19 protein-coding genes are annotated in these 21,353 nt (G+C 72.0%); 8 read left to right on the forward strand and 11 right to left on the reverse strand.

Going from position 1 to position 21,353, the window contains the following annotated elements; genetic code table 11:
- The first annotated feature begins 105 nt into the window (after window positions 1-105).
- Entirely contained in the window at window positions 106-396 is a 291-nt protein-coding gene (locus ACI3EY_RS15225) for a DUF3263 domain-containing protein (RefSeq protein ID WP_405040991.1), read from the forward strand.
- A gap of 49 nt (window positions 397-445) precedes the next feature.
- On the forward strand, window positions 446-2,113 hold the full coding sequence (locus ACI3EY_RS15230) for a formate--tetrahydrofolate ligase (RefSeq protein ID WP_405040992.1): 1,668 nt from the start codon (window positions 446-448) through the stop codon (window positions 2,111-2,113).
- A gap of 27 nt (window positions 2,114-2,140) precedes the next feature.
- Here ACI3EY_RS15230 and ACI3EY_RS15235 read toward each other — a convergent pair whose 3' ends face one another.
- Window positions 2,141-3,802, reverse strand: a complete 1,662-nt coding sequence (locus ACI3EY_RS15235; RefSeq protein ID WP_405040993.1) for a sodium:solute symporter family transporter — start codon at window positions 3,800-3,802, stop codon at window positions 2,141-2,143.
- Entirely contained in the window at window positions 3,799-4,245 is a 447-nt protein-coding gene (locus ACI3EY_RS15240) for a universal stress protein (RefSeq protein WP_405040994.1), read from the reverse strand. Before ACI3EY_RS15240 ends, ACI3EY_RS15235 begins: the two co-directional genes overlap by 4 nt.
- Window positions 4,246-4,401: 156 nt before the next feature.
- On the opposite strand from ACI3EY_RS15240, the gene ACI3EY_RS15245 reads away from it, so the two are divergent.
- Complete coding sequence (locus tag ACI3EY_RS15245) at window positions 4,402-5,250, forward strand: MBL fold metallo-hydrolase (RefSeq protein ID WP_405040995.1); 849 nt, start codon at window positions 4,402-4,404, stop codon at window positions 5,248-5,250.
- A gap of 236 nt (window positions 5,251-5,486) precedes the next feature.
- Window positions 5,487-7,118, forward strand: coding sequence for a chaperonin GroEL (groL, locus tag ACI3EY_RS15250; RefSeq protein ID WP_405036350.1), 1,632 nt, complete (start codon window positions 5,487-5,489; stop codon window positions 7,116-7,118).
- Between the two features lie 213 nt (window positions 7,119-7,331).
- Here groL and ACI3EY_RS15255 read toward each other — a convergent pair whose 3' ends face one another.
- Complete coding sequence (locus ACI3EY_RS15255) at window positions 7,332-7,628, reverse strand: WXG100 family type VII secretion target (protein ID WP_405036351.1); 297 nt, start codon at window positions 7,626-7,628, stop codon at window positions 7,332-7,334.
- A 115-nt stretch (window positions 7,629-7,743) separates the two neighbouring features.
- Between ACI3EY_RS15255 and ACI3EY_RS15260 the strand changes: the two genes are divergently transcribed.
- Window positions 7,744-8,523: a DUF4031 domain-containing protein gene (locus ACI3EY_RS15260; protein WP_405040996.1), complete on the forward strand. Its 780-nt coding sequence runs from the start codon at window positions 7,744-7,746 to the stop codon at window positions 8,521-8,523.
- A gap of 97 nt (window positions 8,524-8,620) precedes the next feature.
- Here the strand turns inward: ACI3EY_RS15260 and ACI3EY_RS15265 are convergent, their stop codons facing one another.
- The 3 genes from ACI3EY_RS15265 to ACI3EY_RS15275 form a co-directional block, all read right to left on the reverse strand.
- Window positions 8,621-9,349, reverse strand: a complete 729-nt coding sequence (locus ACI3EY_RS15265) for an HD domain-containing protein (protein ID WP_405040997.1) — start codon at window positions 9,347-9,349, stop codon at window positions 8,621-8,623.
- On the reverse strand, window positions 9,339-9,779 hold the full coding sequence (locus tag ACI3EY_RS15270) for a hypothetical protein (RefSeq protein WP_405040998.1): 441 nt from the start codon (window positions 9,777-9,779) through the stop codon (window positions 9,339-9,341). The genes ACI3EY_RS15265 and ACI3EY_RS15270 overlap by 11 nt, the downstream gene beginning before the upstream one ends.
- A gap of 167 nt (window positions 9,780-9,946) precedes the next feature.
- Window positions 9,947-10,588: a hypothetical protein gene (locus ACI3EY_RS15275; protein ID WP_405036355.1), complete on the reverse strand. Its 642-nt coding sequence runs from the start codon at window positions 10,586-10,588 to the stop codon at window positions 9,947-9,949.
- Between the two features lie 177 nt (window positions 10,589-10,765).
- Here ACI3EY_RS15275 and ACI3EY_RS15280 point away from each other — a divergent pair, with 177 nt between their 5' ends.
- Complete coding sequence (locus tag ACI3EY_RS15280) at window positions 10,766-11,731, forward strand: glycosyltransferase family 2 protein (protein ID WP_405040999.1); 966 nt, start codon at window positions 10,766-10,768, stop codon at window positions 11,729-11,731.
- Here the strand turns inward: ACI3EY_RS15280 and ACI3EY_RS15285 are convergent.
- Window positions 11,728-13,893, reverse strand: coding sequence for a HelD family protein (locus ACI3EY_RS15285; protein WP_405041000.1), 2,166 nt, complete (start codon window positions 13,891-13,893; stop codon window positions 11,728-11,730). The genes ACI3EY_RS15280 and ACI3EY_RS15285 overlap by 4 nt on opposite strands.
- 58 nt (window positions 13,894-13,951) lie before the next feature.
- Here ACI3EY_RS15285 and ACI3EY_RS15290 point away from each other — a divergent pair, with 58 nt between their 5' ends.
- Window positions 13,952-14,254, forward strand: coding sequence for a thiamine-binding protein (locus ACI3EY_RS15290; protein ID WP_405041001.1), 303 nt, complete (start codon window positions 13,952-13,954; stop codon window positions 14,252-14,254).
- Window positions 14,255-14,260: 6 nt separating this feature from the next.
- On the opposite strand, the gene ACI3EY_RS15295 is transcribed toward ACI3EY_RS15290, so the two are convergent.
- From ACI3EY_RS15295 to ACI3EY_RS15305, 3 genes are all read right to left on the reverse strand, one after another.
- Window positions 14,261-15,526: an NRAMP family divalent metal transporter gene (locus ACI3EY_RS15295; protein WP_405041002.1), complete on the reverse strand. Its 1,266-nt coding sequence runs from the start codon at window positions 15,524-15,526 to the stop codon at window positions 14,261-14,263.
- A 62-nt stretch (window positions 15,527-15,588) separates the two neighbouring features.
- Entirely contained in the window at window positions 15,589-16,800 is a 1,212-nt protein-coding gene (locus ACI3EY_RS15300) for a glycosyltransferase family 4 protein (protein WP_405036360.1), read from the reverse strand.
- Complete coding sequence (locus ACI3EY_RS15305) at window positions 16,797-18,020, reverse strand: NAD-dependent epimerase/dehydratase family protein (RefSeq protein WP_405036361.1); 1,224 nt, start codon at window positions 18,018-18,020, stop codon at window positions 16,797-16,799. Before ACI3EY_RS15305 ends, ACI3EY_RS15300 begins: the two co-directional genes overlap by 4 nt.
- A gap of 157 nt (window positions 18,021-18,177) precedes the next feature.
- On the opposite strand from ACI3EY_RS15305, the gene ACI3EY_RS15310 reads away from it, so the two are divergent.
- A complete protein-coding gene (locus ACI3EY_RS15310; protein WP_405041003.1) occupies window positions 18,178-19,881 on the forward strand; it encodes an ABC-F family ATP-binding cassette domain-containing protein in 1,704 nt (567 codons plus the stop codon).
- A gap of 119 nt (window positions 19,882-20,000) precedes the next feature.
- On the opposite strand, the gene ACI3EY_RS15315 is transcribed toward ACI3EY_RS15310, so the two are convergent.
- Window positions 20,001-21,338 (reverse strand): S1C family serine protease, encoded by a 1,338-nt coding sequence (locus ACI3EY_RS15315; RefSeq protein ID WP_405041004.1) that lies wholly within the window; start codon window positions 21,336-21,338, stop codon window positions 20,001-20,003.
- Window positions 21,339-21,353 lie beyond the last annotated feature (15 nt).

Here is a 21,353-nt window from a genome sequence, read left to right on the forward strand (position 1 = left end):
TGCGGCCGTGGCGCGACCGGCGACGCCGGAATGACACGCCTGTAGTTCCCGTGTCGTAGACTGACGACGCATCTGATCGGGCCGACGCGGCGAGAGGACTTCACCATGGGCGCTGCCACGCGTGCGCAGCAGGTCGACACCTCCCCGGACCTGTCCGAGCGGGACCGGGAGATCCTCGACTTCGAGAACCGGCACTGGACCTACGCCGGATCCAAGGAGCAGGGCATCAAGGACCTCTTCGACCTCAGCGCCACCCGGTACTACCAGATCCTCAACCAGCTGATCGACAGCGAGTCCGCGCTGGCCCACAAGCCGCTGCTGATCAAGCGCTTGCGCCGGGACCGTTCCCGTCGGCAGCGCTCCCGCTCGATGCGTCGTCTGGGCATCGAGAGCTGACCTGCTTGTAGGGTTCCCTCGACGTCGTCGCTGGCAAGGAGGCCACCGGATGTTGACCGATGTGCAGATCGCTCAGGGAGCCTCGCTGCGACCAATCTCCGAGATCGCCGACGCGCTAGGCCTGGACCCGGGGGAGGTCGAGCCCTACGGGCACGACAAGGCCAAGGTCTCCCTGGGCGTGCTGGACCGCCTCGCGGACACCCCGGACGGCAAGCTGATCCTGGTCACGGCGATCAACCCGACGGCTGCGGGTGAGGGCAAGACCACCACCAACGTGGGTCTGTCGATGGCGCTGAACCGGATCGGCGTGAAGGCGATGACCACCCTGCGCGAGCCCTCCTTGGGGCCGTGCTTCGGGATGAAGGGCGGGGCGGCCGGCGGCGGCTACGCCCAGGTGGTCCCGATGGACGACATCAACCTGCACTTCACCGGCGACTTCCACGCCATCACCTCGGCGCACAACCTGCTCGCCGCGCTGGTGGACAACTCCCTGCACCAGGGCAACCCGTTGCGTCTGGACCCCAAGCGGATCGCCTGGAAGCGGGTGCTCGACATGAACGACCGGGCGCTGCGCAACATCGTCGTCGGGATGGGGGGCAAGGGCGACGGGGTGGTCCGCGAGTCCGGCTTCGAGATCACCGTGGCCAGCGAGATCATGGCGGCCCTGTGCCTGGCCACCGGGCTGGAGGACCTCAAGGAGCGCTTCAGCCGGATCATCGTGGGGCACACCTACGACAAGGAGCCGGTCACCGCCGCCCAGCTGGAGGCGCCCGGCGCGATGGCGATGCTGATGAAGGACGCCGTCAAGCCGAACCTGGTGCAGACCCTGGAGAACACCCCGGCGATCATCCACGGCGGACCGTTCGCCAACATCGCGCACGGGGCCAACTCGGTGCTGGCCACCCGGACGGCGCTGAAGCTCGCCGACTACGTGGTCACCGAGGCCGGGTTCGGCGCGGACCTGGGCGCCGAGAAGTTCTTCGACATCGTCTGCCCGGTGGGTGGGCTGCGTCCGGACGCGGTCGTCCTGGTCGCCACCGTCCGGGCCCTCAAGAAGGGTGGGGGCCAGCACAAGGACGACCTGGCCACCGAGGACCTGGAGGCGTTGGGCACCGGGCTGGCCAACCTCGAGCAGCACCTGGAGAACGTGCAGAAGTACGGCCTGCCGGTGATGGTCGCGCTGAACCGGTTCCCCAGCGACACCGACGCCGAGCTGGACCTGGTGCGGCAGCGCTGCGCCCAGGTCGGCGCGGAGGTGGCCCTCTCCGAGGTCTTCGCGCACGGGGGAGCCGGCGGGGAGGACCTGGCCCGACAGGTGGTCCGGCTGTGCGAGCAGCCGAACAGCTTCGCCCCGCTCTACGACGCCGCCGAGGACATCCTCGCCAAGATCGAACGGGTCGCCACCGAGATCTACCGCGCCGACCGGGTCGAGCTCACCGCCACCGCCCGGACCCAGCTGCAGCAGTTGACCCAGGAGGGGTATGCCCACCTGCCGGTCTGCATGGCGAAGACCCAGTACTCCTTCTCGGACGACCCCACCCTGCTGGGTGCGCCCCGCGGTTTCGCGATCACCGTGCGCGAGCTGGTGGTCAACGCCGGGGCCGGGTTCGTGGTGGCGATGACCGGCGACATCATGCGCATGCCCGGGCTGCCCAGGGTGCCTGCCGCGAACGGCATGGACATCGCCGAGGACGGCACCATCACCGGCCTCAGCTGAGCAAGGTGCTCACGTAGGTCAGAAGCCTCACGCGAAGGCGATGACGATCCCGGCCGTGGTGAGCAGCAGCACCACCGAGATGAGCCGGTAGTTGGCCCATACCGGGACACCCTTCAGGGCCGCGGTCTCCTCGGTCCAGTAGTCCTTCTTCCAGGTGAGCTCCTTGGTCTTGGACTCGTCCGGCGAGGGCCCCAGGATGCTGATCACGACCAGCATCACCACCGAGAGCGCCAGGCTGAGGCCGGCGGCATACAGGAACTGGATGGTCGGCTCCTCCGGCACCACCTGGGTGAGGATGAAGGCCAGCAGCCCGAGCGGCTGCACCACGACCAGGGTGACGAAGGCCGCGGTCGCGCTGATCCGCTTGGAGGCGATGCCGACCAGGAAGACCGCCACCACCGGTGGCACCAGGAACGACAGCACCGACTGCAGGTACTCGTAGAGGGTGTCGAACTGGGCGATGAAGGGTGCCCACGCGATGGCCACCACCAGCGCCACCACCGTCGCCACCCGGCCGCTGAAGACCAGTCCGCGCTGCGAGGTGTCCGGCCGCAAGGTCTTGACGAAGTCCATCGTGACGATCGTCGAGGCGGAGTTGAGGATGGAGTCGACGGTCGAGGTGATCGCCGCGATCACGGCGGCCAGGATCAGGCCGCGGACACCCACCGGGAGCAGGTCGAAGACCAGGGTCGGGAAGACGGTGTCCGGGTCGTCCAGCTCGGGGTAGATCGCCAGGGCCATCACGCCCGGCAGGATGAACAGGAAGAGGAAGGCCAGCTTGATGAAGCCGGCCAGCAGCGAGCCCCAGCGCCCGTGGTCCAGGGACTTGGCGCCCAGCGTGCGCTGGACCACCAGCTGGTTGGTGGTCCAGTAGTACAGGCCGATGACCAGGACCCCGGTGATCAGCCCGGGCCAGGGCAGGTCCGGGTTGTCGGCGGGCAGGATGAGGCTCATCCGCTCCTCGCCCGCCGCCTCGGTGACCGCGTCCCAGGAGCCGACGGCGTTGAAGGTGGCGATCAGCACGATGACGCCGCCGATCAGCGTCACCGTCGCCTGGATGGAGTCGCTGATGATGACCGCGCCCAGGCCCCCGATGACGGTGTAGACGGCAGCCAGCAGCGCCAGCACCGCCACCGACACGAGCATCGGGACGTCCGGGTAGAGCACCTTGACGACGACCGCGCCCGCGAAGAGGGCCGCGGCCATGTCGATGAACATGTTGGCGAAGAGGTTGAAGCCCGCGAACGCCATCCGGGAGCGCCGGTCGTAGCGCTGCTCCAGGTACTCCGGCAGCGTGAAGACCTTGGAGCGCAGGTAGAACGGGAGGATGAAGAAGATGAAGATGACCAGGATGACGGCCGACATCCACTCGTAGGCGAAGATCGAGATGCCCTGCTCGTAGGCCCCGCCGGCCAGCCCGACGAAGGTGGCGCCGGACATGTTGGTGGCGACCAGGGACAGGCCGACGAAGGGCCACAGGAAGTTGCGGCCGCCGAGGAAGTAGTCCTCGGACTCGTCCGTCTCCTTGCCGCCGGCCTTGGCCTTCTTCTTCATCCGGGACTGCGCGACCAGCGGGATGATCCTGCTCAGCACCAGGTAGGCGATGATCACCGACAGGTCGAGCGCGCGCACGGTGAAGTCGGGGGTGCTGCCACCGGCGGACATCGGCAGCAGCACGTCGGAGATCATCGGCGGCCCTCCTCGTCCCGGACCACCAGCACGGCACAGGGGGCGTGCCGCACCACCTGCTCGGCGTCGTTGCCGAGCAGGGCCCGGGTCAGGGCGTTCTGCCCGCGGTGGCCGATGACGACCAGGTCTGCCTCGAGCTCGCCGCGGCGGAGCAGGATCTGCTCGGTGGCCCGCCCGGTCCGCACGGTGCCGGACGCCACATCCACCCCGGCCTCCTCGAGCTCGAGCACGGCGGCCGCCAGCACGGTATGCGCCTCAGCGAGGATCCGTTCCCGCTGGGCCGGTCCCAGCGGCGCGGGGGTGGTCCAGGTGGAGACCAGGGCGACGTGCAGGACGTGCACCTCGGCGCCGGTGTCGGCGGCGAGCTGGGCGACCCGTCGGCCGGCCAGCGTGGCGCTGGTCGACCCGTCGGTGGCGAGGAGGATGCGCTCAGGGAAAGGCATGACCGTGTTCCTGTCGGCGGTGACGTGCAGATCATCCTGGGTGGGGCGCCGGGCCTGCGCAAGGGTCGGACGGCAAGTTCACCCCCACGGGTGAGTTCGGCGTGTGCCCCCCGCGGCGCAACGGCCCGGAAACGACCGGCACCTAGACTGCGGGGCATGAGCGAGGTGTCCTGGCGTGAGGTGGCACCCGGTGTGCACGTGCGCCGGCACGAGGAGCTGAAGCTCAACTGCGGCCTGGTGGTGGGGGAGCAGCGGGCCCTGGTCGTGGACACCCGGAGCTTCCACCGGCAGGGCAGCGACCTGCTCCGGGCCGTCCGGGAGATCACCGACCTCGAGCTGGTGGTGGTCAACACGCACGCGCACTTCGACCACTGCTTCGGCAACGCCGCCTTCCGCGACTCGCAGATCTACGCCCACTCCGGTGCCGCCGACGACCTGCTCCGCACCGGTGAGCACCAGCGGCGCCAGGTGGTCGAGCACCTGCGCAGCACGGACCGCGAGGAGATCGCCCGGGACGTCGAGGCCACCGAGATCGTGCTGCCGTTCTACCTCGTCGAGGAGGACACCGCCATCGACCTGGGCGGGCGCGAGGTGGAGCTGCTCTACGCCGGCCGGGGGCATACCGACCACGACCTGGCGGTCGCCGTCCCGGACGCCGGGGTGGTCTTCGCCGGGGACCTGGTGGAGGAGGGCGCGGACCCGGCCATGGAGGACGCCTTCCCGATGGAGTGGGCCGCCACCCTGCATGCACTGCTGGAACGGCCCGCCGGCGTGCTGTCCGAGACCTGGGTGCCCGGCCACGGCCGGGTGGTCGACCGGTCCTTCGTGCAGGAGCAGGCCGCCCTGCTGGGTCGGCTCGCGGAGACGTTCACCGAGGTGCTCGCCGGCCGACCCACCGGGGTCGACGCGCTCGCCAGCGCCGCCAGAGGCCTCGGCCTGGAGGACCACACCCTGCGTCAGGCGGCGGTGCGGGCCCTGGAGCTGAGGTCCGGACCGACCTCCTGAGGGGTGCGCGCACCCTCTCGCCGGGGCCGGTCCGGCGACCTGCCGGGCGGCGTATTTGCACTCGGGGGTGTCGAGTGCTCATCATGGACCTAGCACTCTCACCCCGAGAGTGATAACAACCGACCGGCTTGCCGAGGGTCGGGAGCCGAGGCGACAGGAGCCCCGGCGATCCGGCTCGTCCGTCGCGGGCGGCACCCGGTCATCCATTTCGTCCACGTGTGGAGGAAACAGCGCAGATGGCCAAGACCATTGCTTTCGACGAGGAGGCTCGCCGCGGGCTCGAAAAGGGTATGAACACCCTTGCCGACGCCGTGAAGGTGACCCTCGGCCCCAAGGGCCGCAACGTCGTGCTCGAGAAGAAGTGGGGAGCCCCCACCATCACCAACGATGGTGTGAGCATCGCCAAGGAGATCGAGCTCGAGGACCCCTACGAGAAGATCGGCGCCGAGCTGGTCAAGGAGGTCGCGAAGAAGACCGATGACGTCGCTGGTGACGGCACCACCACCGCGACCGTCCTCGCCCAGGCCATGGTTCGCGAGGGGCTGCGCAACGTCGCGGCCGGCGCGAACCCGATGGCCCTGAAGCGGGGCATCGAGGTCGCCGTCAAGGCGGTCAACGACAGCCTGCTGTCCATGGCGAAGGAGGTCGACACCAAGGAGCAGATCGCGCAGTCCGCGAGCATCTCCGCGGCCGACACCGAGATCGGCGAGATGATCGCCGAGGCCATGGACAAGGTCGGCAACGAGGGTGTCATCACCGTCGAGGAGTCCAACACCTTCGGCCTGGAGCTCGAGCTCACCGAGGGTATGCGGTTCGACAAGGGCTACATCAGCCCCTACTTCGTGACCGACACCGAGCGCATGGAGGCCGTCCTGGAGGACGCCTACGTGCTGGTCGTGAACTCCAAGATCTCCTCGGTCAAGGACCTGCTCCCGCTGCTGGAGAAGGTCATGCAGTCCGGCAAGCCGCTGATGATCATCTCCGAGGACGTCGAGGGCGAAGGCCTGGCGACCCTGGTGGTCAACAAGATCCGCGGCAACTTCAAGTCCGTGGCCGTCAAGGCCCCGGGCTTCGGTGACCGGCGCAAGGCCATGCTGGCCGACATCGCCATCCTCACCGGTGGCCAGGTCATCTCCGAGGAGGTCGGTCTCAAGCTGGAGACCGCCGAGCTCGACATGCTGGGCACCGCCCGCAAGGTCGTGGTCACCAAGGACGAGACCACCATCGTCGAGGGCGGCGGCGACGCCGACCAGATCGCCGGCCGGGTCGCGCAGATCCGCAACGAGATCGACAACTCGGACTCGGACTACGACCGCGAGAAGCTGCAGGAGCGCCTGGCCAAGCTGGCCGGTGGCGTGGCCGTCATCAAGGCGGGCGCGGCGACCGAGGTCGAGCTCAAGGAGCGCAAGCACCGCATCGAGGACGCCGTCCGCAACGCCAAGGCCGCGGTCGAGGAGGGCATCGTCGCCGGTGGTGGCGTGGCTCTCATCCAGGCGTCCACGGCCTTCGAGGGTCTCTCGCTCACGGGTGACGAGGCCACCGGCGCCAACATCGTCAAGGTCGCCATCGAGGCCCCGCTCAAGCAGATCGCGATCAACGCCGGTCTCGAGGGTGGCGTCGTGGCGGAGAAGGTGCGCAACCTGACCCCGGGTCACGGCCTCAACGCCGCGACCGGCGAGTACGGCGACATGCTGGGCTTCGGCGTCGCCGACCCGGTGAAGGTGACCCGTTCTGCCCTGCAGAACGCGGCCTCCATCGCCGCGCTGTTCCTGACCACCGAGGCAGTCATCGCCGACAAGCCGGAGAAGACCCCGGCCATGCCGGCCGGTGACGGCGGCATGGGTGGCATGGGCGGCATGGACTTCTGACCCACCCGGGTCGGATCCGAGCACGCCCGCGTTGCTCGCGGGCGGACCACGACCGACGGGGCGGTCCCTCTTCACGAGGGGCCGCCCCGTCGGCGTTGCCCGGGGAGCGGCGGCGAGGTCTCTCCCGGGGTGGAGGGGGCACCCGTCACGGCGGGTGCCACCGCCTCGCCGCACTGGTGGGGCGCTCGACCCGGACGCGGCACCGGCGCACCCTCACTGCGGGGTGAAGCGCATCCGGTTGGTCTGCTCGACGAGCTCGTAGTCCTGGCCCGCGGTCCGCAGCGTCGTCGAGATCTGCTGCAGCGAGGTGCGCACCCGCTCCTGGGTGGCGCTCCAGTCCTGGGTCACGGCGGCGAAGCTGCCGGCCGCAGACCCCCGCCAGCAGTCCTGCAGCGCGTTCAGCTTGGCCATCATCGACCGGACGTCCGCCTCGATGCTCGCCGCGATGCGCTCGATGTCGCCGGACGCGCCGGCGATCCTGGCCGTGTCGACGGCAAAGGTGTTGCTCATGTCTGCCCCTCCTGGGTCCGGTGGCCGGTCGGCCACCTCCTGACCCGACGGTAGGGCGGGCGGGCACAGGCCCGCAGAAGTTCTCCACAGGCCGGCCCCCGGTTAGGGTCGCAGGGTGAGCGTCCTCATCGACCCGCCGATGTGGCCGGCGCACGGCCGGGTGTGGTCGCACCTGGCCAGCGACACCGATCTCGATGAGCTGCACCGGGTGGCGAGGCGGGCCGGGATCGATACCCGGCTCTTCGAGGGGGACCACTACGACGTGCCGCAGGAGCGGTATGCCGACGCGGTCGCGGCGGGCGCGCTGGAGGTGTCCGGTGCGCAGCTGGCCCGACGGCTGAGGGACAGCGGCCTGCGCTTCCGCAAGCGTCGCGGCGAGCGCCCGCTGGCCCGGCGCCCCGACGGCCTGGGGTCGATGGCGCCGACCCCGCACCTGCTGGAGGTCGTCGCCTCCGACCGTGAGCGGCATACCTCCGGGGCGGCGGTGGTCCTGGTCGGCTCCGCGGCCGACGACCGGCTGGTGCTGGTCCGTCAGCACCCGCGCGGCTGGGGGCCGCCCGGCGGCAAGCGGGACACCGGTGATGCGGACGTGCGGCAGACCGCGGTGCGCGAGATCGCCGAGGAGGTCGGACTCACCCTGCGCCCGGAGGAGCTGACGCCCGTGGGCTACGAACGGATCACCGTCGGGCCGGGCGGGGGTACCGCCACCTGGGACGAGGGCGACAACTACCTGCAGGTGTACGCCGTCGAGCTGCCGGCCCCCCTGCCACTCACCCCGGACCTGACCGAGGTGCTGGAGGCCCGGTGGTGCACCCCGGAGGAGGCCCGCCGTCTGGGGGAGCAGGAGCCGTGGTGGCCGCTGGTGGACTGGTGGTGCCGGCACCGGTCTCCCTGACCGACCGGGCGAGCCTCGTGTCCCGACCGGGCGAGCGTTGTGCCGCGACCGGGCGAGCGTTGTGCCCCGACCGGGCGAGCGTTGTGCTCCGCCGCTCTCAGGCCCCGCGCAGGTCTTCCAGCTCCGCAGCCAGGTTGATGCGCGCCCGTTCGGTCCACCGGCGGTGCGCGTGCCCGGTGCGGTAGAGCCGGTCCCGCCCGGCGAAGGCGCCCATGACGGCCGCGCGCCCGGCGCGGAAGGCCTCCGGCGGCACGTGCCCGTACTCGTGGCGCACCTGCTCTCGGTAGGCGGCATACCGGGCCGGGGGTGCGGACAGGATCCACAGGTCGGCGTCGTGCAGCGCGTCGTGCGCCGGCCGTCCGACCGCCCCCTCGTGGTCCAGGGTCATCAGCACCCCGCTCTCGACCTCGTCCACCACCCTGTCCTCGACGCCGAGGGCGTGCAGGTGGTCCCGGGCCAGGGTCGCGCTGCGGTGCTCGTTGCTGCCCGGGCGGGCGCGCGGGTCGTAGGCGAGGTCGTGGTACCAGGCGACGGTCCGGGCCAGCAACGCGTCCTCGCCGCCGAGCTCCCCGGCCGCCACCAGCTCGTCGAGGGCCGCCAGCACCTCCGCCAGGTGCTCGGTGGTGTGGTAGCTGCGCCGAGCCTCGGACCAGCCGAGCAGCAGCACGGACCCCTCGGCCAACCACCGGTCGTGACCCGCCGCGGGCGCCAGCAGCGCCGCGTCCGCGAGCCACCGGTCCAGCAGCGCCTCGGACCGGTCCCCGGAAGAGCCACCGGGGAAGCCCGGTGAGGGCGGGGCACCTGGAGGTATGCCGTCAGCGGCCACGCCCGCCCCCCGGCCGGTGCCGCTCCCAGCTCTCGCGGAGCTGGGAGTCCCCGCGGGTGAAGCCGGTCCTGACCGGGGTGCCGTCGTCGAGGACGACCGACCAGTACCTCTCCTGCTTGTCGCCGGGGGTGGTCGTCACCGTCTGCACCTGTGACCAGGCGACGGGCCCGTGCTCGGGCAGCAGCAGCCCGTGCGCGTCCACCCGGATGCTCCGGCTCGAACGGGTGGTGAGCTGGTGCGCCAGCTGGGCGACATGCCCCAGCGCGAACGCCAGGCCGACCAGTGCGAGCACCCACCAGAGCGTGCGCGCTCCCTCCGGGTCCACGGCCTGGTTGAGGGCCAGTGCGGTGACGAGCAGCGCGGGGAGGACCTGGACCCAGGCCCACCGCCCTCCGGGCACCAGTACGTCACCGGCGGTGAACTCCCGCACGTCGGACCTCCTCGTTGCGCGGTCGGGCACCACTGTCGCACGTCCACATCACGGTGGAGCGGGGTGGACCGGGGTGGGACCTGGACCGGGGTGGGACCGGCCCGGACCGGGAACGGCAGGACCCGCCACGCTCGGCGTGACGGGTCCTGCGCTCGACCAGGTCCGGGTCAGCGCTTGCCGAGCAGCGAGTCCGCCAGGTCCGCCAGGGCGTCGGCGAGGTCCTCGCGGGCGTCGTGCGCGGTGTCGGCGATGCTGGCGAAGGCCCCCTTGCTCTTGCCACCACCGGCACCGACCGCGCTGGAGAGGCCGTGGCCGACCGAGCTGGCGGCACCGGTGACCCCGCCGGCCACCGCGCCGGCGGCGTTGCCCACCCCGTCCACGACGGCCTCGGCCGCGTGCTTGGTGCCGGACAGGAACGACTGGGTGGCCAGCGTGAGCCCGGCACCGACCAGCCAGACGTCCTTGGCGACGCCGATGCCGTCGGGGGTCGGCCGGATGCCGTCCTCCTGGGTCATCCCGGGGGTCTTGAGGTACATCCCGGTGAGCCCGACGCCGAACGCGGCGAGCCCGGCGCCGGCCACGGCGGAGGGCACCTTGGGCCAGAGCAGGGCGGCGCCCAGGCCGATCTCGCTGTAGGCGAGGAGCTTGGTGAAGTCACCGGCCTTCATGTCCTTGAACACCGGGTAGACGCTGGAGGCCCAGCCGTGCGTCTGCTCGGCCTGCTCCTCGGTGGACTTGAGCTTGCCGATGCCGGAGTTCAGGATGAAGGCGCCGGTGGCGACCCGCAGCGGGATGTGGGTGGGGTGCATGGGTGTCTCCTCGTGATGGGCTCTACTGCCGTCCCTACGGTATGCCGTGACCGCCGGGGCTGCGACCCCGGACCTCCGCGCACGCCCGGGGTGCCCAGGGTCGGCCGGGGACCTCGCGATCGACTGCACCCCACCTAGAATGCTCGGGACCCACCACTCTCGGACGACGAGGCCCGCATGACCACCCCACCGCACCGCTCGACCGCGCTCAGCGTGGTGGTGCCCGTCTTCGACGAGGAGGAGGTGCTGCCGCTGTTCGTGGCCCGGCTGCGGCCGGTGCTGGACGGTCTGGGGCAGGAGCGGGACTACGAGGTGCTGGTCGTCGACGACGGCAGCACCGACGCCACCCCGGTGCTGCTGCAGCGCGAGCTGCGGTCCTGGCCCCAGCTGAGGGTGGTGCGGCTGCGCGCCAACGCCGGGCACCAGGCGGCGATCTCGGCCGGGCTGGCGCGGGCCGGCGGGGAGCTGGTGGTGACCATCGACGCGGACCTGCAGGACCCTCCGGAGCTGATCGCCGACATGGTGGACGTGGCCCGCCGGGAGTCGTTGGACGTGGTCTACGCGACCCGCTCGGACCGCAGCAGCGACACCCGTTTCAAGCGGGTCACGGCGCACGGCTACTACGACACGATGCGCCGCCTCGGCGCGGACCACGGACCCACTCACGCCGGTGACTTCCGGCTCATGTCCCGGGCCACGGTCGAGGCGGTCAACGCCCTGCCCGAGCACCACCGGGTGCTGCGCCTGGTGGTGCCCTCCCTCGGCTTCCCCTCCGCGGTGCTCTCCTACCGCCGGGACGAGCGCGCGGCGGGCCGCTCCAAGTACCCCTTCACGAAGATGCTCCGGCTGGCGGTCGACTCCATCACCGGCGCCAGCCTGGCCCCCCTGCGGCTGGCCACATGGCTCGGCTTCCTGGGGGCGCTGGTGGCCCTCGGCCTGCTGGTCTACGCGCTCGTCGGCTTCGCGGTCGGGCTCACCGTGCCCGGCTGGACCTCCACCTTCATGGTGGTGACCGCGGTCGGAGGGGTGCAGCTGCTCTGCCTCGGGATCATGGGCGAGTACGTCGGCCGGACCTACACGATGCAGCTGGACCGGCCGACCTACCACGTGGCCCACGACTCGGGGGAGACCGAGGCCCGCTAGTCCCGCAGCGGCGCGGGCAGCTCGCGGGTATGCACGACGGTCAGCCCGCTGACGGCCCGGGTGAGCACCACGTACAGCCGGCGCAGGCCGGTCCGCTCGTCCGGCTCGGCCTCGGCGATGGTGGTCGGCTCCAGCACCACCACCTGGTCGAACTCCAGGCCCTTGGCGACGGTGGCCGGGACGAGGTGCACCCGCTGCAGCCGCTCGCCGGCGTGCGTCCCGTCGAGCACCTCGTGCTCGACGCCGGCGCTGCTCAGCGCCGTGCCCACCCGGCCCACCCAGGCGTCCGGGACGATCAGCCCCACCGACCCCTGGTAGGCCACGACCAGCTCACCCACCGCCTTCACCGCGCCGTCGACAGCCTCCACCGCGCCGCCGACCGCATCGCCGCCGTCCCCGGACCCCTCGGCCCGGAGCACGTCCAGCCGGCCGGGGTGCGAGCGCACCGACTCCGGGGGCCTCAGGTCGGGCGCGATCGAGGGCAGCAGCCGGGCCGCGAACTCGATCACCGAGGAGGGCACCCGGAAGCCGCGCACCAGCTCCTCCAGGTGCGTCGTGGCCGCATCCAGCTCCTTGCCCAGGTGGTGCAACGACTCCGCCCAGGAGGCTGTCGACCAGGGCGTGGTGCCCTGGGCCAGGTCCCCGAGCACGGTCAGCGACCCGGTCGAGGCGCGCCGCCCGACCGCCCGCAGCTGCATCGGGGACAGGTCCTGCGCCTCGTCCAGCACGACGTGACCCAGGCTGGGCGTGCGGTCCAGCAGGTCGGCGAGCTCGTCCAGGAGCACCAGGTCGGCCGCGCTCCAGCGGGCGCCGGCCGCCGTCCGCGGCGGGTCCGCCCAGCGCATCGCCTGCTGGTCGTCCGCCAGGTGCTCGCCGGTGGAGAGCAGCTGCGCCAGCACCGCCGCCGGACGTACCTGCGGCCAGAGCGTCTTCACGTACGCCTTCACCGTCGCGGACCGGGCCAGGCTGTCCTGCACCCGGTCGTCGGGCGCGTCCCCGGCGCGTTCCATCGCCACCATCACCGCGTGCGCCAGCCGCTGGTGCAGCATCGCCCGGGCGGCGGCATACCCGACCCCGCGGGTGCGCAGCTCGGCCACCATCTCCGCCACCTCGTAGGCCGGCACCCGCCAGCGCCGCGAGCCGCGCGGCACCACCAGCGCCTCGGTGACCGGGCGGACCTGCGCCCACAGCGCCTCCCGCAGCACCTGCGCCATCCGGGCCTCGCCCTTGAGCCGGGCGACCTCGGTGGGGTCGGTGGCCCGGACCCGGCCACCTCCGCCGGCCAGCTCCTCCACGGTGGTGTGCCGCACGCTGACCTCCCCGAGCGAGGGCAGCACCGCGCCCACGTGCTCCAGGAACGCCCGGTTCGGCCCGACCACGAGCACCCCGGAGCGGGCCAGCCGGTCCCGGAACGCGTAGAGCAGCCAGGCGGCACGGTGCAGTCCGACCGCGGTCTTGCCGGTGCCCGGGGCGCCCTGCACGCACAGGGTGGTGCTGACGTCGGCCCGGACGATCTCGTCCTGCTCGGGCTGGATGGTGGCGACGATGTCGCGCATCGGGCCGATCCGGGGGCGCTCGATCTCCTTGGCCAGCAGGGCGCTCGGCTCGTCGCTGACGGTGCCGGAGGCCAGCCACTCGTCCTCCAGCGCGGTGATCCGGCCGCTGTCGACGCCGAACCGCCGGCGCAGCACCAGGCCCATCGGGTCGCTGCCGCTGGCCCGGTAGAACGGGGTGGAGACGCCGGCCCGCCAGTCGATGACGACCGGTTCGCCGTCGGCGTCGGAGACGTGCCGGCGCCCGATGTAGAGCCGTTCCCCGGCGTGCCCGCCCTGCGAGGGGTCGTCGGCGCGGTCCACCCGGCCGAAGAAGAGGGTCGTACCGGGGTCATCCTGCAGGGCCTTCGCACGCAGCCACAGGGTCTGCGCGAGGGCCTCGCCGGCGATGGCGTCGCCGCCGTCCGCCTGCAGGGACAGGGTGTGCTCGCGCATCCGGGCCAGCTCGGTACGGGCACGCTCCAGGTGCGCCTGCTCGGCGGCGAGCTCGGCGGTGGGGTCGAGGGCGGGGTCGGTGGTGGGATCGAGGGTGTCGGGATCAGGAGGGTCCAGGGCAGGCGGCATGTCGGCATACCTCGTGGGGGTGAGGAGGAGGAGGGGGCCAGCCACCTTACCGCCTGCGTGCGTCCGCCGTCAGGCTCCGCGGTCGACGGGTAGCGTGGGCGGCATGCTCTTCGCGTTCTCCGTCGCCCCGACCACCGCCACCGGGTCCGGCTCGGTCAGCGCCGCCGTCGCCGACGCCCTGCGCGTCGTCCGCGCCTCCGGCCTGCCCTACGAGCTCACCTCGATGTTCACCACGATCGAGGGGGAGTGGGACGAGGTGATGCCGGTGATCAAGGCGGCCTGCGACGCGGTCGCCACCCACTCGCCGCGCGTCTCGCTGGTGGTCAAGGCCGACCTGCGTCCCGGGTATGCCGGTCAGCTCACCGAGAAGGTGGCCCGGGTCGAGGCGCAGCTCGCCGACGACTGAGGTGCCTCAGAGCACGCCCAGCTGGGAGACCAGGAAGAGCGCGGTGAAGCCGATGAGGAAGACCAGCCCCGCGTAGGACAGCGCCTTGATCCCGGTGGACAGCTGGCGCTCGCTGCGGATGATGGAGAAGTTGAGCCAGGCGAAGACCGGCGCGGTGAGGAAGGCGCTGACCATCGCGAAGCGCAGCATCGTCGCCAGCTCGGCGCTCATCCAGACCACGATCGCCAGCGCCACCGCGCTGATCCCGGTGATCCACACGTCCTTGGACCGGCTGGTCATCTCCGGCTGACCCCGCAGCAGGCGCAGCGACTCGGCGGCGGCCCGGGCATACCCGTCGACCACCGAGATCACCGTGCCGAACATGCAGGCGAAGGCGATCAGCGCCATCAGCGGCACCGCCCACTGCCCGATCGCGGCCCCGTACATCGCCATCAGCTGCGGGATGTAGGCGCCGCCGGCCATCTCCAGCTCGGCGCCGGAGCCGTACTGGACCAGCACCCCCAGCGCGACGAAGAAGACGGCCAGCACGGTGGAGACGACGTAGCCGGTGTTGAAGTCGAAGAGCACGTCCTTGACCGCGATGGTGCGGTCCTTCGCCTTGGCCTTGACCCACAGCGAGTTCAGCGCGCTGATCTCCACCGGCGCCGGCATCCAGCCGATCACGGCGACCAGGAAGGGCAGCGTGGCCAGGGTCCACGGGGACGGGTCCTCGAAGGCGGGCTGGCGCACCGGGCCCTGCGACGCGGCCATCACCACGGCGGCGACGGTGGACACCGCGAGGGTCGCCACGATCACCTTGGTCACCCGGTCCAGGGCGGTGTAGTGGCCGCCGACCAGCAGCAGCCAGGTGACGCCCATCAGCAGCGCCGCCAGCAGCGGCACGCCCAGGCCCCAGGAGGCCGGCACCAGGTAGGCCAGGATCACCGTGCACAACAGCGCCACTCCCGCGGCGGAGACCACCGAGGACAACGCCACCAGCACGAAGAACACCCACAGGTATGCCCTCCCGCGCCGGGCATAGCCCTCCACCAGGCTGCGTCCGGTCTCGGCGGCGTACTGCGGGCCGAACCGGAAGAACGGGTACTTGAGCACGTTGGCCAGCACGATCAGCCAGACCAGCTGCCAGCCGAAGAGGGCCCCGGCCTGGGTGGAGGAGATGAGGTGCGAGGCGCCGATGGCGGCGGAGGCGGCCAGCAGGCCCGGCCCCATCGCAGCCCACCTGTTGCGCCACGTCGAGCGTGCTGCGGCCCTGGTATCCCCGTCGACGACCATGCGCGGCAGGGTACCACCGGGATCGGCGCCACCGCGGTGGCTACGGGTAGCCCTGACGACCTCTACCCACCGCGGTGCGCGCGGTGGGACCGGGCCCGCAGCGGCCGGGGCACGGGGCGCCGGCCCTCGTGCCGCTGCACCGCGAGCTCGTAGGACTCCACCAGCGACTCGGTGGCCGCCCGCCAGGAGTGCCGTTCGGCGTCGGCCCGGGCCGCGGTGCCGAGCCGGGCCCGCAGGTCCGCATCGGTCAGCACCGCCCGCAGCCGGGCGGTGAGCGTGGCCGTGTCGCCGGGGGTGACCAGGTAGCCGGTGCGGCCGTCGTCGATGACGAACGGGATGCCACCGGCGTCGGCGCCGACCACCGGCACCCCGCTGGCCATCGACTCCAGCGCCACCAGACCGAGCGTCTCGGTGGTCGAGGGGAAGGCGAAGACGTCGGCGCTGGCGTAGGCCGCGGCCAGCTCGGCCCCGCCGAGGTAGCCGGTGAACACCGTCGGGGTCCCGGCGAACATCCGCTCCAGCTCCGCCCGGCCCGGCCCGGAGCCGACGAAGGCCATCCGCACGCCCTCGGGTGCCAGCGCCCGGATCGGCTCGAGCAGCTGGTCCAGGTCCTTCTCCCGGGAGAGCCGCCCGACGTAGAGGATCAGCGGCGCCTCGGGGTGCCCGTCGGTCAGCCGGTCCCGCATCACGGCGTCGGCCCGGTCCGGCCGGTAGCCCTGGGTGTCGACCGCCTTGGGCCACAGGTCGACCTCGCGGATCCCCACCTCCCGCGCCCGGTCGACCATCTGCGTGGAGGTGCACAGGTTCACCTCGGCGAGGTTGTGCATACCGGTGATCCAGGCCTGCGAGGGCGCGCGCAGCACGGACAGGCCGTTGCCGAGCCGGGTCGTGTAGGACGGGACGTCGGTGTGGAAGCTGGCCAGCAGCGGCAGGTTGCGTCGCCGCGCCGAGATCACCCCGTAGGCCGCCAGCCACACCGGGTTGACCGCATGCACCAGGTCGGGGTGGAAGGCCTGCATCTCGCGGGCGATCCTGGCCGTCGGCAGCCCGACCATGATCTCCGGGTACCAGGGCTGGAAGGACACCGAGCGCACCCGCACCACCCGGTGCGGCCCGTAGTGCGCGGGCGGGTCGCCGGGGGCGAACACCAGCGCGGTATGCCCGAGCTCACCGAGCTCGTCCAGCGTGCGGGTGATACGGGTGACGACGCCGTCGACCTTGGGCAGGAAGACCTCGGTGAAGAGCGCGATCCGCATGGGGGCGGCGCCGGTCAAGCCGTGCGCTCGGCGGCACCGACGGCGGCCCGCGAGGCCGGCACACCCGGCTGCTGCTGCCGGGTCCAGGTGGAGGTGCAGGGGATCTTCTCGAGGTCGGCGCGGTCGGCATACCGGCGGGCGACGTCCTCGATCTCCATCAGCAGGCCCTCCTCCAGCAGGGTCGGCTCCAGGCCCAGGTCGAGGAAGGTCTCGTTGTGCACGTGCAGCTCGTTCTCGGGTGCCTCGTGCCGAGGGTTGGGCACCAGCTCCACCTCGCCGTCGCTGATCCGGGCGACCAGCTCGGCGAGGTCCCGGACCCGGTGGGTCTGCGTCATCTGGTTGAAGATCTTCACCCGGTCACCGGTGGCGGGTGGGTTCTCCAGCGCGATCTGCACGCAGCGCACCATGTCGCGGATGTGGATGAAGGCGCGGGTCTGGCCACCGGTGCCGTGCACGGTCAGCGGGTAGCCCACGGCCGCCTGCATGAGGAAACGGTTGAGCACGGTGCCGTAGTCACCGTCGTAGTCGAACCGGTTGATCAGCCGCTCGTCACGCAGCGTCTGGTCGGTGTGGGTGCCCCAGACGATGCCCTGGTGCAGGTCGGTGATCCGCAGCGCGTCGTTCTTGGCGTAGTAGGCGAAGAGCTGCTGGTCCAGCACCTTGGTCATGTGGTAGATCGAGCCGGGGTTGCTCGGGTAGAGGATCTGCTGCTCGACCCGGGAGCCGTCGTCGGCCGCGATCTCCACGTCCAGGTAGCCCTCAGGGATGGCCATCCCTGCGGTGCCGTAGCCGTACACGCCCATCGTGCCCAGGTGCACCAGGTGCACGTCCAGCCCGGTCTCCACCAGGGCGCACAGCAGGTTGTGGGTGGCGCCGGTGTTGTTCTCGACCGTGTAGCGCTTGTGCCCCGGCGACTTCATCGAGTACGGGGCGGAGCGCTGCTCGGCGAAGTGCACCACCGCGTCCGGTGTGTGCTCCCGCAGGAAGGCCACCAGCCCCGGGTAGTCCTGCGCCAGGTCGAGCCGGACGAAGGTCATCGGGCGACCGCCGACCTCCTCCCAGCCGGCCAGCCGGTCCTCGACGGAGGCGATCGGGGTGAGCGACTCGGCCCCCAGCTCCTCGTCGATCCCGCGCCGCGAGAGGTTGTCCACGATGACCACGTCGTGGCCGAGGTCGGACAGGTGCAGGGCTGCCGGCCATCCGCAGAAGCCGTCACCTCCGAGCACTGCGATCTTCACCCAGGACTCCTCGCATCGGTTCGCGCCGGCTCAGGGGGTGCCGGTGCTGCCCCAAGGTACCAATCCCGGGGCCCTGGACGGGTCCTCGGCTCCCCCTGGCGCGCGGCGCCGGAAACCCGGTGGCCCCGGTGCCCGGCGGCGGGGGAGACTGCTCGGCATGGGTCATCTGGACATCACCGGGCTGGGGTATGCGCTGCCGGACGGGCGACCTCTGCTGCGGGACGTCGGTCTGCGGGTGGGGGAGGGGGCCCGGGTCGCTCTCGTCGGCCCCAACGGCAGCGGCAAGACGACGCTGCTGCGGATGGTCGCCGGGGAGCTGCGCCCGCACGAGGGCAGCGTCTCGGTGACCGGTGGCCTGGGGGTGATGCCGCAGTTCATCGGCCGGATGGGGCGTGACGGGACGCCGGGTCAGGAGCCGCCCACGGTGCGGGACCTGCTGGTCTCGGTGGCCCCTCCACGGGTGCGGGCCGCGGCGCGCGAGCTCGAGCGGGCAGAGCTGGCGATCATGACCGTCGACGACGAGCCGGCCCAGCTCGGCTACGCCCAGGCGCTCTCCGACTGGGCGGACATCGGCGGGTACGAGCAGGAGACGCTCTGGGACGTGTGCACGGTCGCGGCCCTCGGCATACCGTTCGAGCAGGCGCAGTGGCGCGGTACCGACACGCTGTCCGGGGGAGAGCAGAAGCGGCTGGCGCTGGAGGCGCTGCTGCGCGGGCCGGACGAGGTGCTGCTGCTGGACGAGCCGGACAACTACCTCGACGTGCCGGGCAAGCGCTGGCTGGAGCAGCAGCTCGCCGACAACCCCAAGACGGTGCTGCTGATCAGCCACGACCGCGAGCTGCTCGCGCAGGTGGCGACCCGGGTGGCGACCCTGGAGCCGGGCGCTGCCGGCAGCACGCTGTGGGTGCACCCCGGCGGCTTCGCCGGCTGGCACCGGGCCCGCCAGGAGCGCAACGAGCGGCTGGAGGAGGCGCGTCGACGCTGGGACGAGGAGCACGCCAAGCTGCGTGACCTGATGCTGCGGTACAAGGCCAAGGCCGCCTACAACGCCGACATGGCCAGCCAGTACCAGGCCGCCCAGACCCGGCTGCGGCGCTTCGAGGAGGCCGGTCCGCCGGAGGACGTGGCCCGGGAGCAGAAGGTCTCGATGCGGCTGCGCGGCGGCCGGACCGCCAAGCGGGCCGTGGTCTGCGAGGGCCTGGAGCTGACCGGCCTGATGCGGCCCTTCGACCTGGAGGTCTGGTTCGGGGACCGGGTGGCGGTGCTCGGCTCCAACGGCTCCGGCAAGTCGCACTTCCTGCGGCTGCTGGCGGCCGGCGGGTCGCAGCCGGAGGTCGAGCACCTGCCCGTCTCGGACGTGGTGCCGGCGCCGGTGGCGCACACCGGTGTGGCGCGCCTCGGGGCCAGGGTCCGTCCCGGGTGGTTCGCCCAGACGCACGACCACCCGGCCCTGCTGGGGCGCACCCTGCTGGAGATCCTGCACCGTGGGGACGAGCACCGTCGGGGTATGCCGCAGCACGAGGCGGCGCGGGTGCTCGACCGCTACGAGCTCGCCCGGGCCGGGGACCAGAGGTTCGAGTCGCTCTCCGGCGGGCAGCAGGCGCGGCTGCAGATCCTGCTGCTGGAGCTCTCCGGGGCGACGCTGCTGCTGCTCGACGAGCCGACCGACAACCTGGACCTGCACTCGGCGGAGGCGTTGCAGGCCGGGCTGGACGCCTTCGACGGGACGGTGCTGGCGGTCACCCACGACCGCTGGTTCGCCGCCTCCTTCGACCGGTTCGTGCTCTTCTCGGCCGAGGGGCGGGTGCTCGAGACGCCGGAGCCGGTCTGGGACGAGGCCCGGGTGCGACGGGCCCGCTAGCGCGTCGCGGTCACCGGCGGGCGGGCATACCGGCGAGGGGACACCACTCTCAGCCGGTTCGTCATCCTTCGTCCTGCACGAACGAGCCGCAGGATGACGAACCGGCTGAGAGTCGCCGGTCAGCCCTCGTCGGGGCGGGTGGTGAGCCGCACCGTCACGTCGGTGCGCTCGCCGTCGCGGACGTAGGAGACGACGGCCTCCTCGTCGGCGGCCCGCTCACGGACCTGGCCCACCAGGGCCGTGGCGCTCGTGGTCGGCTCCTCGTCGATGGCGATGATGACGTCGCCCTCGGCCAGCCCGGCGCCGGCGGCAGGGGAGCCGGCCTCGACCTGGGTGACGACGGCGCCGGTCACGGTGGCCCCGTCGACCTCGGCCTGGGCGTCGTTCAGCCCCACCCCGAGGAAGGCGTGGGTGGCGGTGCCGGTCTCGATGAGCTGCTCGGCGATCAGCTGCACCTTGCCCGAGGGGATGGCGAAGCCGATGCCGATCGAGCCGCTCTGACCGCCGACACCCGAGGAGAGCGAGGCGATCGAGGAGTTGATGCCGACCAGCTCACCGGCCGCGTTCACCAGGGCGCCGCCGGAGTTGCCGGGGTTGATCGCCGCGGAGGTCTGGATCGCGTTGGTCACCACGGCCTGGGCCTGCTGGCTGCCCTGCGCGCTCTGCGTGCTGACCGGGCGGTCCAGGGCGCTGACGATGCCGGTGGTGACCGTGCCGGAGAGGCCGAGCGGGTTGCCGACGGCCATCACCGGGTCACCGACACCGAGCGCGTCGTCGTCACCGACGGCGATCGCCTGCAGGTCGTCGGGCCCGTCCTGCAGCTGCAGCACGGCCAGGTCGCTGGAGACGTCCGAGCCGACGACGTCGGCGGAGTAGGTGCGTCCGTCGGGCAGCGACACCTGCACCTCCTGGGCACCCTCGACGACGTGCGCGTTGGTGACGATGTGGCCCTGGTCGTCCCAGACCACCCCGGACCCGGAGCCCTGGCCGGCGGCACCGGCCACCGCGATCGAGACCGTGCTGGGGGTGACGGCCTCGGCGACCGAGGCCCAGTCCTGCTCGCCGCTGAGGGACACCGTGGTGCCCTGCGCCTCGCCGGAGGCCTCGATCACCTGCGGGCTGTCGTCGTCACCGGCGGCCAGCTCGGTGAGGGCGAAGGTGCCACCGGAGGCGAGCACCGCCGCCAGCACGGCGGCGACGACGACGTCACCGGAGCGGCGTCGGGGGCGCCGCGGGGCCGAGGAGGGGGCAGGTCCGGTCGGGGTGGCCGTCGTCACAGGTCCCGTGGGGGTGCCTCCCGTCGAGGGTGCTCCCGTCGGGGCGGCGGCCGTCGGGGTCGACCCCGTGGCGGTCGGTCCCGGCACCGGACCGGTGTCGTCGCGGTGGATCGGGGCGGTGAGGTCGTCGGCGTCACCGTTGCGGCGGTCGGCGTGGGGGTCGGGGTGCGGGGTGCTCATATGTCCTATGTCATC

The sequence above is a fragment of the Serinicoccus shuyuelongi genome, from assembly GCF_045032955.1.
GTDB lineage: Bacteria > Actinomycetota > Actinomycetes > Actinomycetales > Dermatophilaceae > Ornithinicoccus.

Bases quoted from the DNA above. Each gene is read 5' to 3' on its own strand.
- ACI3EY_RS15315 (WP_405041004.1), bottom strand. From the start codon at position 21,338: ATGAGCACCCCGCACCCCGACCCCCACGCCGACCGCCGCAACGGTGAC.
- groL (WP_405036350.1), top strand. From the start codon at position 5,487: ATGGCCAAGACCATTGCTTTCGACGAGGAGGCTCGCCGCGGGCTCGAA.
- ACI3EY_RS15240 (WP_405040994.1), bottom strand. From the start codon at position 4,245: ATGCCTTTCCCTGAGCGCATCCTCCTCGCCACCGACGGGTCGACCAGC.
- ACI3EY_RS15245 (WP_405040995.1), top strand. From the start codon at position 4,402: ATGAGCGAGGTGTCCTGGCGTGAGGTGGCACCCGGTGTGCACGTGCGC.
- ACI3EY_RS15280 (WP_405040999.1), top strand. From the start codon at position 10,766: ATGACCACCCCACCGCACCGCTCGACCGCGCTCAGCGTGGTGGTGCCC.
- ACI3EY_RS15255 (WP_405036351.1), bottom strand. From the start codon at position 7,628: ATGAGCAACACCTTTGCCGTCGACACGGCCAGGATCGCCGGCGCGTCC.
- ACI3EY_RS15310 (WP_405041003.1), top strand. From the start codon at position 18,178: ATGGGTCATCTGGACATCACCGGGCTGGGGTATGCGCTGCCGGACGGG.
- ACI3EY_RS15230 (WP_405040992.1), top strand. From the start codon at position 446: ATGTTGACCGATGTGCAGATCGCTCAGGGAGCCTCGCTGCGACCAATC.
- ACI3EY_RS15275 (WP_405036355.1), bottom strand. From the start codon at position 10,588: ATGCACCCCACCCACATCCCGCTGCGGGTCGCCACCGGCGCCTTCATC.
- ACI3EY_RS15235 (WP_405040993.1), bottom strand. From the start codon at position 3,802: ATGATCTCCGACGTGCTGCTGCCGATGTCCGCCGGTGGCAGCACCCCC.
- ACI3EY_RS15225 (WP_405040991.1), top strand. From the start codon at position 106: ATGGGCGCTGCCACGCGTGCGCAGCAGGTCGACACCTCCCCGGACCTG.
- ACI3EY_RS15290 (WP_405041001.1), top strand. From the start codon at position 13,952: ATGCTCTTCGCGTTCTCCGTCGCCCCGACCACCGCCACCGGGTCCGGC.
- ACI3EY_RS15295 (WP_405041002.1), bottom strand. From the start codon at position 15,526: ATGGTCGTCGACGGGGATACCAGGGCCGCAGCACGCTCGACGTGGCGC.